The 11,768-nt window shown below is 68.9% G+C and carries 8 protein-coding genes; 7 read left to right on the plus strand and 1 reads right to left on the minus strand.

The annotated features are described in order from the left end of the window. Positions 1-16: 16 nt before the first annotated feature. Positions 17-2,041 (minus strand): M13 family metallopeptidase, encoded by a 2,025-nt coding sequence (locus BACI71_RS06375; RefSeq protein WP_159756525.1) that lies wholly within the window; start codon positions 2,039-2,041, stop codon positions 17-19. Between the two features lie 206 nt (positions 2,042-2,247). Here BACI71_RS06375 and BACI71_RS06380 point away from each other — a divergent pair, with 206 nt between their 5' ends. From BACI71_RS06380 to BACI71_RS06410, 7 genes are all read left to right on the plus strand, one after another. Next, positions 2,248-3,096 (plus strand): TorF family putative porin, encoded by an 849-nt coding sequence (locus tag BACI71_RS06380; protein ID WP_159756528.1) that lies wholly within the window; start codon positions 2,248-2,250, stop codon positions 3,094-3,096. Between the two features lie 111 nt (positions 3,097-3,207). Beyond that, positions 3,208-3,297: a K(+)-transporting ATPase subunit F gene (kdpF, locus tag BACI71_RS06385; protein WP_037488267.1), complete on the plus strand. Its 90-nt coding sequence runs from the start codon at positions 3,208-3,210 to the stop codon at positions 3,295-3,297. A gap of 14 nt (positions 3,298-3,311) precedes the next feature. Then, entirely contained in the window at positions 3,312-5,015 is a 1,704-nt protein-coding gene (kdpA, locus tag BACI71_RS06390; protein WP_159756531.1) for a potassium-transporting ATPase subunit KdpA, read from the plus strand. A 12-nt stretch (positions 5,016-5,027) separates the two neighbouring features. Further along, entirely contained in the window at positions 5,028-7,061 is a 2,034-nt protein-coding gene (gene kdpB / locus BACI71_RS06395; protein ID WP_159756534.1) for a potassium-transporting ATPase subunit KdpB, read from the plus strand. 96 nt (positions 7,062-7,157) lie between these two features. Further along, positions 7,158-10,226 carry an efflux RND transporter permease subunit gene (locus BACI71_RS06400; RefSeq protein ID WP_159756537.1) on the plus strand — a complete coding sequence of 1,023 codons (3,069 nt, stop codon included), beginning with the start codon at positions 7,158-7,160 and terminating at the stop codon, positions 10,224-10,226. Beyond that, positions 10,223-10,522 (plus strand): DUF3240 family protein, encoded by a 300-nt coding sequence (locus tag BACI71_RS06405; protein WP_159756540.1) that lies wholly within the window; start codon positions 10,223-10,225, stop codon positions 10,520-10,522. The genes BACI71_RS06400 and BACI71_RS06405 overlap by 4 nt, the downstream gene beginning before the upstream one ends. Next, entirely contained in the window at positions 10,519-11,736 is a 1,218-nt protein-coding gene (locus tag BACI71_RS06410; RefSeq protein WP_159756543.1) for a TolC family protein, read from the plus strand. The genes BACI71_RS06405 and BACI71_RS06410 overlap by 4 nt, the downstream gene beginning before the upstream one ends. The last annotated feature ends 32 nt before the right edge of the window (positions 11,737-11,768 follow it).

The following is an 11,768-nucleotide window of genomic DNA, read 5'->3' on the forward strand; positions in this document are numbered from 1 at the left end:
CGTCACATTCGGGCTCTTATTGCCAGACACTGACCCGCTGTGCCGGCGACAGATACAAGGCGTCGCCCGGCTTGACGCCGAACGCCTGATACCAGGGGGCAAAATTCCGCACGATGCCGTTGACGCGATATTTGTCGGGCGAGTGCGGATCGCTGAGCAACTGCTGCCGCACCGCCTCGTCGCGGCGCTTGCCCTGCCAGGCCTGCGCGTAGGCGAGGAAGAAACGCTGATCGCCGGTCAGCCCGTCGAGCACCGGCGGCTCGCCGTGGCGCGCGACGTAGCGGCGATAGGCGGCATAGGCGGTCTCGAGCCCGCCGAGATCGGCGAGATTCTCGCCAAGCGTCAGGCGGCCCTTGATCCGGACGCCGGGGATCGGCTCATATTGGTCGAACTGTGCGGCGAGCCGGTCGGCCTGGACGGTGTATTTGGCGGCGGTGTTCTTGCTCCACCAGTCGCGCAGGCGTCCCTTCTCGTCGAACTGCCGCCCCTGATCGTCGAAGCCGTGGCCCATCTCGTGCCCGATCGTCGTTGCGCCGGTCTCCGCGTAATTGACTGCCGGGTCGGCGTTCGCATCGAAGAACGGCGGCTGCAGGATCGCCGCCGGCAGCGTGATCTGGTTCATCGTCGGATCGTAATAGGCGTTGACCGTTTGCGGAGTCATGTACCACAGACCGCGGTCGACGGGCTTGGGGAAGCGCTGCAGCTGGAGCCGCCACTGGAAGTCCGCGGCCGCCAGGTTGTTGGCGAGCGGATCGGTCCGGCTGACCAAAAGCGTCGTATAGTCGATCCACTTCGCCGGGTGACCGACGCGCGGATCGAAGGTCGCGAGCTTGGCGAGCGCCGCGGTGCGGGTCGCTGTGTCCATCCACGTCGCCGCGGTGATCTTGTCCTTATAGGCGGCCTGCACATCGGCGACCAGCTCGTCGGCCTTGGCCTGCGTCCTCGGCGACCAATATCGCTGAACGTAGATCGCGCCGACCGCCTCGCCGAGCGCGTCGTCGATCAACGCCATGCCGCGCTTCCACCGCGCGCGCTGTTCGGGCACGCCGCGCAACGTCTTTGAGTAGAACTCGAAATTGGCCTGATCGAACGCGCGCGGCAGGAAGGGCGCGGCGCCGGAGATGAAGCGCGCGGTCATCCACTCTTTCCACGTCGACAGCGGTACGTCGCCTAGCCGCTTGGATGCGGCCGCGACCGCGCTGGGTTCCGACACGTTGACCCTTGCCGCCTGACCGAGCCCGATCGCGGCCAGGGTCGGCGTCCACCCGATCTCGGGAGCGAGCTTCATCAATTGCGCGCGCGTCATCGGATTGTGCGTCTTGACCGGGTCACGGCGCTGCTCGGGCGTCCACTGGTCCTGGCTGAGCCGCGTTTCCAGCGCGATGATCCGGTCCGCCTTCGCAGCGGCATCCGACACTCCGGCCAGTTCCTGGATCGTGATGAGGTAGTTACGATAGGCGCGGCGGATCGTGTCGTAGCGTTCGCCGGTCAGCAGGTAATAGTCGCGCGTCGGCAGACCCAGCCGGGCCTGTCCGGCGTCGACCATGTAGCGCGTCGGATCGTCGGCATCGGCGGAGATGCCGATGTTGACCGGGGAGGGAAAGCCCGGGCGCATCATCAACTTGACGAGCTGCGGGCGGGTCGTGATCGCGGCGATCCGCGCGAGCCATGGCGCCAGCGGCGCACGTCCGCGCGCCTCGATCGCCTGATCGTCCATCCACGCCGCGTAGAAATCGCCGACCTTCCGCGCCGCGGGCGTCGTCGGCCGTGCCGCGGCCGCCTCGACGATCCGGCGGACCTGACCTTCGATTTCGTCGGGCAAATCGTAATTATATCCGGCGCCTACCTTGTCCGCCGGGATCGGGTGATCGCGCAGCCACGTACCGAGCGCATAGGCGTAGAAATCGTCGCCCGGCTTGACGGAGCGATCCATGTCTCGAAGCTCGAGCCCCCATGGCTGGTAGCGGGGTACGGCGGTCTGGGCGGTCAGCAGCGCGGGGACGGACAGGAAAGCCAGTGCGAAAAGGGCAGTAGGACGCATCGGAGACTCCGCAGGGATCGGCGGCGGCGAGCCTAGCCGAACGACCCGAACCTCGCCAAGCGCCGCACCGCCGCGAAAAGCGCGCGCTATATGCCGGCTATATGCAAATGACCAGAATCGCTCTCGAATTACTACGCGTGCTGCGCCTAATCGCTCTGCCCTGGAGGGGCCGCCATGCGGCGGTCGCCACTTCCAAGGGGGCATGAATGAACTTCCGTTATGTCGCGTTCGTCGCGGCGCTGGTGACGGCTCCGGCGGCCGCGCAGAACAATGAAGCGGCGGATCAATCACCTGCGGTGACGGTCAGCGGCGCGGCGACGATCGCGTCCGATTACCGGTTCCGGGGCGTGTCGCAGACCGACCGCAACATGGCGGTGCAGGGCGGGATCACGGTCGCGCACCGAAGCGGCGTCTACGTGGGCACGTGGGGCTCCAATCTGGCCGGCTGGGGCACCTTCGGCGGCGGAAATATGGAGCTCGATCTCATCGCGGGCTACAAGACGAAGCTCTCCGACACCGGAACGATCGACGTCGGTCTCACCTGGTACATGTATCCGGGCGGTGCGGCGAAAACCGACTTCGCCGAGCCCTATGTCAAGCTGAGCGGCACGACCGGACCGGCGACGCTGACCGCCGGCGCGGCCTATGCGCCCAGGCAGCAGGCGATCGGCAAATGGTATGCGACGGGCGCCGACGCTGCGGCGCGGACCTACACTCATCCGGGGGCGAAGGACGACAACCTGTACCTCTGGGGCGACGGGGCGGTCGCCATCGGGGGAACGCCGGTCACCGGCAGGGCGCATGTCGGGCATAGCCGCGGGCAGGACGGGCTGGGGCCCAACGCGACCGCGGTCGCACCGACCGGCGCCTACTGGGACTGGTCGCTGGGCGCGGACGTCACCTTCGACAGGCTGACCCTGAACGTCAGCTATGTCGACACCGACATCACCGCGCGCGCGTCGCGCTACCTCCAGCCGAGCTTCAGCAAGGGGCAGGACGGGACCGGATCGATCGCCGGGGGCACCGTCGTCGCCTCGCTGACCGCCGCCTTCTGAACCGGGAGCACATGCCATGCAGGATTTGCTGTGGATCGCGATCATGATCGGGCTGGTGGCGGCGACGCTCGCTTTCGTCCGGCTGTGCGACAACGCCTGAGGAACCGCGCGATGACCCTCGATCTCTGGCTCGCCGCGCTGACCGCGGCCGGGCTGCTCATCTATCTGGTGGCGGTGCTGATCCGCCCCGAACGCTTCTAGAAGGAGGCGATCCCATGACATTCCAGGGCTGGTTCCTGATCCTCGCCTTCACCGGCATCCTGCTGGCGCTCGCCAAGCCGGTCGGCCTGTGGCTGTTCGCGCTGTACGAGGGGCGGCGCACGCCGCTCCATGCGATCCTCGGTCCGGTCGAGCGCGGCTTCTACAGGCTGTCCGGCATCGACCCCGCCGAAGAGCAGGGCTGGCGGCGCTATGCGGTGCACATGCTGCTATTCAACGCGGTGCTGATGCTATTCACCTATGCGGTGCTGCGGTTGCAAGCCGTGCTCCCGGGCAATCCACAAGCGCTGGCCGCACCGAGCGAGCATCTGTCGTTCAACACCGCGATCAGCTTCACCGCGAACACCAACTGGCAGAGCTATGGCGGCGAGAGCACGATGTCGAACCTCAGCCAGATGCTGGGGCTGACGATCCACAACTTCCTGTCGGCGGCGACCGGGATCGCGCTGGCGTTCGCGCTGTTCCGCGGGTTCGCACGCCGCGAGGCCAAATCGGTCGGCAACTTCTGGGCGGACGTGACGCGCGTCACCCTGTACCTGCTGCTGCCGCTCTGCGTGGCGCTGACGCTCTTCTATATCGCCAGCGGCGTGCCGCAGGCGCTGGCCGGGGTCGTCGACGTGCAGACGCTGGAGGGCGCGCGGCAGTCGATCCTGCTCGGCCCGGTCGCGAGCCAGGAAGCGATCAAGATGCTCGGCACCAACGGTGGCGGGTTCTTCAACGTCAATTCGGCGCATCCGTTCGAGAACCCGACCGCGCTGACCAATTTCGTCCAGATGCTGTCGATCTTCCTGCTCGGCGTCGGGCTGACGTGGACGTTCGGCAAGGCGGTCGGCAACACGCGGCAGGGCTGGGCGATCCTCGCCGCGATGATGATCCTGTTCCTCGCCGGCACGACCGTGACCTATTGGGCGGAAGCGGCGGGCAATCCGGTGCTGCACCAGATCGGCGTCGCGGGCGGCAATATGGAGGGCAAGGAGGTGCGGTTCGGCATCGCTGCCTCCGCGCTGTTCTCGGTCGTCACTACCGCGGCTTCATGCGGCGCGGTCAATGCGATGCACGACAGCTTCACCGCGCTGGGCGGGATGATCCCGCTGTTCAACATGCAATTGGGCGAGGTCGTGATCGGCGGCGTCGGCGCGGGCATCTACGGCTTCCTGCTGTTTGCCATCCTGGCGGTGTTCGTCGCCGGGCTGATGGTCGGGCGCACGCCCGAATATGTCGGCAAGAAGATCGAGGCGCGCGAGGTGAAGCTGGCGGTGCTGGCGATCGCGGTGCTGCCGTTGATGATCCTGGGGCTGACCGCGCTGTCGTCGGTGCTGCAACAGGGACTGGCCGGCCCGCTCAACAAGGGGCCGCACGGGTTCAGCGAGATCCTGTATGCCTTCACCAGTGCGGTGGCGAACAACGGCTCCGCCTTTGCCGGGCTGACCGCCAGCACGCCTTATTACGACGCACTGCTGGGCGTCGCGATGTGGGTCGGGCGGTTCCTCGTCATCGTGCCGATGCTGGCGATCGCGGGCAGTCTCGCCGCCAAGAAATACACGCCGGAAAGCGCGGGGTCGTTCCCGACCACCGGCGGGCTGTGGGTGGGGCTGCTGGTCGGCATCATCCTGATCCTCGGCGGTCTCACCTTCCTGCCGAGCCTCGCGCTCGGTCCCATCGCCGATCATCTCGCGATGATCCGCGGCCAGCTCTTCTGATCGGGCGCCCTCATGGCCAAGCAGTCAAAAAGCCTTTTCACCGCCGACCTCGTCCTGCCGGCGATCTCGGCCTCGTTCCTCAAACTCAACCCCGCGCAGCTGATCCGCAACCCGGTGATGTTCGTCACCGCGGTGGTCGCGGCGCTGATGACCGTGCTGCTGGTGATCGGTCACGACGCGCTCGGCATCGGGTTCAAGATGCAGCTCGTCATCTGGCTGTGGCTGACGGTGCTGTTCGGCACCTTTGCCGAGGCATTGGCGGAAGGGCGCGGCAAGGCGCAGGCGGCATCGTTGCGTGCCGCCAAGGCGGAGCTGACCGCCAAAAGGCTGAAGCGCGACGGGCGCGAGTATGACGACGTGCCCGCGAGCCAGCTGAAGATCGGCGACGTGGTGCTGGTCGAGACGAACGACCTGATCCCGTCCGATGGTGAAGTGATCGCGGGCGTCGCCTCGGTCAACGAGGCCGCGATTACCGGCGAGAGCGCGCCGGTGATCCGCGAGGCCGGCGGCGACCGTTCGGCGGTGACGGCGGGGACGCGCGTCATCTCCGACGAGATCCGCGTCAAGGTGACGGTGGAGCCGGGCAAGGGCTTTCTCGACCGAATGATCGCGCTGGTCGAGGGGGCCGAGCGGCAGAAGACGCCGAACGAGATCGCGCTGACCTTGTTGCTGGTCGGGCTGACAATCGTCTTCCTGATCGCGGTCGCGACGATCCCCGGCTTTGCGAGCTATGCCGGCGGGAGCATTCCGGTGGCGATCCTCGCCGCGCTGCTGATCACGCTGATACCGACAACGATCGCGGCGTTGCTGTCGGCGATCGGGATCGCGGGAATGGACCGGCTGGTGCGGTTCAACGTGCTCGCCAAGTCGGGGCGCGCGGTCGAGGCGGCCGGTGATATCGACGTGCTGCTGCTCGACAAGACGGGCACGATCACGATCGGCGACCGGCAGGCGTCGGAGTTCCGCGCCGTCGGCGGCGCGAGCGCGGCCGAGCTGGCGGAGGCGGCGTTGCTCGCCAGCCTCGCCGACGAGACGCCCGAGGGGCGCTCGATCGTGGTGCTGGCGCGCGAGACGTTTCATGTGACGACCGCGCTGCTGCCCGACGATGCCGAGGTGATCCCGTTCACCGCGCAGACGCGCATCTCGGGGGTGAAGACCGGCGGGGCGCTGATCCAGAAGGGGGCGGTCGATTCGATCCTGCGCGCCAATGACGGCAGCGGCGCGACCGCGGCGGCGACCGAATTGCGGCGCGTCACCGACGAGATCGCGCGCGCGGGCGGTACGCCGCTGGCAGTGGCGCGCGACGGGCGGCTGCTGGGTGCGATCTTCCTGAAGGACGTGGTGAAGGCGGGGATCCGCGAACGCTTCGGCGAGCTGCGGACGATGGGGATCCGCACGGTGATGATCACCGGCGACAATCCGCTGACCGCCGCGGCGATCGCGGCGGAGGCCGGGGTCGACGACTTCCTCGCGCAGGCGACACCCGAGGACAAGCTGGCGCTGATCCGGAAGGAGCAACAGGGCGGCAAGCTGGTCGCGATGTGCGGCGACGGGACCAACGATGCACCGGCGCTGGCGCAGGCCGATGTCGGCGTGGCGATGAACACCGGCACGCAGGCGGCGCGCGAGGCGGGCAATATGGTCGACCTGGACAGCGATCCGACCAAGCTGATCGAGGTGGTCGGGCTCGGCAAGCAATTGCTGGTGACGCGCGGGGCGCTGACGACCTTCTCGGTCGCCAATGATGTCGCGAAATATTTCGCGATCATTCCGGCGATGTTCGTCGCGCTCTATCCGGGGCTGGGCGTGCTCAACGTGATGGGGCTGGCGTCGCCGCAATCGGCGATCCTGAGCGCGATCATCTTCAACGCGATCATCATCCCGTTGCTGGTGCCGCTGGCGCTGAAGGGGGTGGCGTATCGGCCGATGCCGGCCGGGCCGCTGCTGGCGCGCAACCTTGCGGTCTATGGTCTGGGCGGGCTGCTCGCGCCGTTCGTGGGGATCAAGATCATCGATGTGGTCGTCGGCGGGCTGGGGCTGGCGTGATTGTGCAAGCCCCTCCCCCTTGGGGGAGGGGTTGGGGGGTCGCCGTCGCCGGGACGAGCGAGCTCAAGGCCCTCGCGGCGAACTGAGGGCGGACCGATGCTTCGTGCCCTGGCCGCGTGGTCGCTCTCCTATCGCCTGCTCGTGCTGGCGCTGTCGATCGTGACGGCGGCGCTGGGCGCATGGGCGTTCGCGACCCTGCCGGTCGACGCCTATCCCGATATCGCGCAGACGCAGGTCAAGATCATCCTCAAGGCCCCGGGCATGACGCCCGAGGAGGTCGAGACGCGGATCATCGCGCCGATCGAGCTGGAGATGCTGGGCTTGCCGCGCCAGTCCGTGCTCCGTTCGACCGCCAAATATGCGATCGCCGACGTCACGATCGACTTCGACGAGGGCACCGACATCTACTGGGCGCGCCAGCAGGTGACCGAGCGGCTGGCGGGGGTGATGAAGGACATGCCGGAGAGCGTGTCGGGGGGGCTCGCGCCGATCTCGACCCCGCTCTCGGAAGTGTTCATGTTCACCGTCGAGGGATCGCTGACGCTCGCCGAGAAGCGCGAGCTGCTCGACTGGACGATCCGGCCCGCGCTGCGCACCGTGCCCGGCGTCGCCGATGTCAACGTGCTGGGCGGGCATGTGCGCACCTATGAGGTGCGCCCCGATCCGGTGCGCATGGCCGCCGCGGGGCTCACGATCGAGGCGGTCGCCGAAGCGGTCGAGCGCGGCAACCGCAACGACGGCGCGGGTCGCCTCGCGCGCGGCGACGAGGCGCTGATCGTCCGCGCAGTCGGCGCGATTCGCGATGCCGACGATCTGCGGCAGATGGTGGTGGTCGCGCGGAACGACCGAATCGTGCGGCTGGGCGATATCGCCACGATCGGCGCGGGCAGCCAGACGCGTTATGGCGGGCTGACGCGCAACGGCAGGGAATCGGTCGAGGGGCTGGTCCTCGCGCTGCGCGGCGCGGACGCGCGCAAGGTGGTGGACGGCGTCGAGGCGCGGCTGGCGGAGCTGAAATCCGGCCTCCCCAAAGGTGTGACGATCGACGTCTTCTACAACCGCTCCGACCTGATCGAACATGCCGTGGGCACCGTGCAGGAGGCGCTGATCGAGGCGATCGTGCTGGTGGTGATCCTGCTCGTCATCTTCCTCGGCGACTGGCGCGCGGCGGCGATCGTCGCGACCACGTTGCCGATGGCGGCGCTCATCACCTTCCTCGCGATGCGCTACATGGGCATGTCGGCGAACCTCATGAGCCTCGGCGGGCTGGCGATCGCGATCGGGATGCTGGTCGACGGCGCGGTCGTGGTGGTGGAGAATGTCGTCGACCGGCTCGCGCATGCCAAGGACGACGGCGTGCCGCGCCTGAACGTGGTGTTCCGCGCCACCGCCGAGGTGGTGGTGCCGGTGTCCGCCGGGCTGCTGATCATCGCGCTGGTCTTCGTGCCGCTGCTGTCGCTGCAGGGGCTGGAGGGGAAGCTCTTCGCGCCGGTCGCACTGACGATCATGTTCTCGCTCGCCGCGGCGCTGTTGCTCGCGCTGACGCTCGTGCCGGTGCTCGCGTCCTACGGGCTGAAGGCGGGCGAGCATCGCGAACCGTGGATCATGCGGATGCTCGCGCCGCGCTACCATCGGCTGCTGGCCGGCGCCTTCGCGCGCAAGCCGCTGGTCTATGGCGTGGCGGGCGCGGGGCTGGTGCTGGCGGTGCTGGCCTATGGCGCGGTCGGCAAGACGTTCATGCCGACGATGGACGAGGGCGCGGTGGTGATGCAGACCACCAAGCTGCCCTCGATCGGCCTCACCCGCACGCTCGCGCTGGATGGCAAGGTCGAGCAGGCGATCCTCGCTGCGGTGCCCGAGGTGGAGCGGATCGTCGCACGCAACGGCGTCGACGAGATCGGCCTCGACGCGATGGGGCTCAACGAGACCGACATGTTCATGGCGCTGAAGCCGCGCGACGCGTGGCGCGGCACGAAGCAGGACATCGTCGACGCCATCCGCAACGTGATGGAGGGGATGCCGGGAGTCGAGCCGGTGTTCACCCAACCGATCGAGATGCGCGTCTCCGAGATGCTGACGGGTTCGCGCGGCGATCTGGCGATCAAGATCTTCGGCCCGGATCTGGGGACGCTCTCGGCGCTGGCCGGGCAGATCGAGGGCACGTTGCGCGGGGTGCGCGGCGCGTCCGAGGTGGTGACGGCGGCGAATGCGTCCGTCGATTACCTCCAGCTCGATGTGGATCGCGCCGCGGCGGGGCGGTTCGGGATGCCGGTCGACAGTTTCGAGGACATGCTGCGCGCGCAGGTCGAGGGCCTGCCCGCGGGGACGGTGATCGAGGCGCAGAAGCGTATCCCGGTGGTCATCAAGGGGGACGATGCCGTGCGCGAGGATCCGGCGCGCTTCCGCGACCTGCAAATGGTGACGCCGGGCGGCACGGTCGCGCGGGTCAGCGACCTTGCGCACGTCACCGAGACGCAGGGGCCGGTGATGCTGAGCCATGAGAGCGGCGGTCGCTACGCGCTGGTGCAGGCATTCGTGTCCGGGCGCGATCTCGTCGGGTTCGTCGAGGAGGCGCGGGCGAAGGTCGCGGCGCAGGTGAAATTGCCGGATGGCTATCGCATCGTCTGGGGCGGGCAGTTCGAGAACCAGCAACGCGCCGCGGCGCGGTTGATGCTGGTGATCCCGATCGCGTTGCTGATGATCTTCTTCGTGCTGTTCGCGACGCTCAAGTCGCTGCGCGGCGCGCTGCTGATCCTCGCCAACATCCCCTTCGCGGCGGTCGGCGGGATCGTGTCGCTGTGGATCGCGGGCGACTTCCTGTCGGTGCCGGCGTCGGTCGGGTTCATCGCTTTGCTCGGCATCGCGGTGCTCAACGGGCTGGTGCTGGTGAGTTATTTCCGACAGCTGCGCGCGGAGGGCGTGCCGCTCGCCGATGCGGTGCGGGTCGGGGCGGAGCGGCGGCTGCGGCCGGTGCTGATGACCGCGTCGATCACCGCCTTCGGGCTGGTGCCGCTGCTGTTCGCGACCGGGCCGGGATCGGAGATCCAGAAGCCGCTGGCGATCGTGGTGATCGGCGGGCTGGTGTCGTCGACGCTGCTGACGCTGGTGCTGCTGCCGTTGCTCTACGAGCGGTTCGGCGAAAGCCGGGCGGAGCGGGTCGCATGAGCAGCGTGCTGCTGCGGTTCGCCGGCGCGGCGGGCGATGCCGAACCGATCGTCGAGGCGCTGCGCGCCCGGTCGTCCGTTCCGATCCACGTTCGCGACGAAATCGTCCGCGGGCTGGATTTCGCCGATGCCGGAACGGCCGAGCGGGTGACCGGTGCGCTGCGCCGCGTCGCGATCGAGCTGCTCGCGGCGACCGATGACGTTCCGGCGCTGGTCGCCGCGGTGGACGCGTCGCGTCGCCGGCTGCCGGTGCGCTGGATGACGCTGCCGGTGGGCGACATGGGACGACTGGCATGAAGCGCGCGCTCCTGATCCTCGCGCTGGCGACACCGCTGCCGGTGCTAGCGCAGGATCTGCCGCCCGTGGCCGAGGTGCGCGCCGCGCTGGAGGCCTATCCGGCGGTGATCGCCGCCGATGCGCGCGTCGACGCCGCGCGCGGGGCGGGCGACGCGCTGCGCGCCGGGCCGCACGAGGTGACCCTGCAGGGTACGCTCTCCAACCGCCGGGTGGACATGGAGCGCCGCGACTATCGGGAATATGACGTAACGCTCAGCCGTGCGGTGCGCCTGCCCGGCAAGGCGTCGCTCGATCGCCGGGCAGGCGCGCTCGGCGTCGAGGTGGCGATCAATCGCGCCGAGGACGCGCGACATCAGGCGGCGCTCGCGCTGGTCGAGCTGTGGTATCGCTGGCTCGGCGCGAGTGCTCGGCATCGCAATGCGGTGGCGACGCAGGCCAACCTCCAACAGGCCGCGCGGGCGATCGACCGCCGCGTGGCGCTCCGCGACGCCGCGGTGCTCGATGCGGATCAGGCCGCCGCGGCGGTCGCCTCGGCGGCGCTGCGGGTCGGCGAGGCCGCCGCCACGCGCGACCGCGCGCGCGCCGAGCTGGCGGCGACCTTCCCCGAACTCGCGCTACCGGGCGACGCGCCCGAGATCGCGGTGGGTGAGGGGTATGAAACCGCGCTGGCATCGCTCGCCGCGGATGCAGTGACCAAAAGCCACGACATCACCGCCGCCGATCGCACGGCAGACCGTGAAGCCGCGCTCGCCCGCCGTTCGACGCTCGACCGCCGCCCCGACCCGACGCTCGGGCTGCGCAGTTTCCAGGAGCGTGGCGGGCAGGAAAAGGGCGTCGGCGTGTTCCTGTCGATGCCGTTTGGTGGGGGATATCGGCGCGGCCTGGCGGAGGAAGCGGCGGGCACCGCCCGTGCCGCGACGTTCGAGGCGGCGCACGTGCGCCGCGAGGTGGCGGCGCATTCCGCGGGCGATCTCGCCGAGACCCGCGCGCGCCTCGCCGCGTGGCGCGCGGCCCGCGCTGCGGTTGCCCGCGCGGATGCTGCGGCGGCGAAGACGGCGCGCGGACAGGATGTCGGGGTCCTCGACCTCGCGGATCGTCTCTACGCCGACCGCCTCGCCTATGAAGCGCGCGCCGCGGAGATCGACGCGCGCACCGCCGCCGCGCTGGCAGTGACGAAGATGCGTATCGATGCACATGCCCTGTGGATCGAGTAGCGCGCCGTCATGGGCCTTGAGGTTGCCTTGCC

The sequence above is a fragment of the Sphingomonas sp. 8AM genome (assembly GCF_902506455.1).
Lineage (GTDB): Bacteria > Pseudomonadota > Alphaproteobacteria > Sphingomonadales > Sphingomonadaceae > Sphingomonas.

Excerpts from the sequence above, each read along its gene's own strand:
- BACI71_RS06375 (WP_159756525.1), bottom strand. The coding sequence starts at position 2,041 with ATGCGTCCTACTGCCCTTTTCGCACTGGCTTTCCTGTCCGTCCCCGCG.
- BACI71_RS06380 (WP_159756528.1), top strand. The coding sequence starts at position 2,248 with ATGAACTTCCGTTATGTCGCGTTCGTCGCGGCGCTGGTGACGGCTCCG.
- kdpF (WP_037488267.1), top strand. The coding sequence starts at position 3,208 with ATGACCCTCGATCTCTGGCTCGCCGCGCTGACCGCGGCCGGGCTGCTC.
- kdpA (WP_159756531.1), top strand. The coding sequence starts at position 3,312 with ATGACATTCCAGGGCTGGTTCCTGATCCTCGCCTTCACCGGCATCCTG.
- kdpB (WP_159756534.1), top strand. The coding sequence starts at position 5,028 with ATGGCCAAGCAGTCAAAAAGCCTTTTCACCGCCGACCTCGTCCTGCCG.
- BACI71_RS06400 (WP_159756537.1), top strand. The coding sequence starts at position 7,158 with ATGCTTCGTGCCCTGGCCGCGTGGTCGCTCTCCTATCGCCTGCTCGTG.
- BACI71_RS06405 (WP_159756540.1), top strand. The coding sequence starts at position 10,223 with ATGAGCAGCGTGCTGCTGCGGTTCGCCGGCGCGGCGGGCGATGCCGAA.
- BACI71_RS06410 (WP_159756543.1), top strand. The coding sequence starts at position 10,519 with ATGAAGCGCGCGCTCCTGATCCTCGCGCTGGCGACACCGCTGCCGGTG.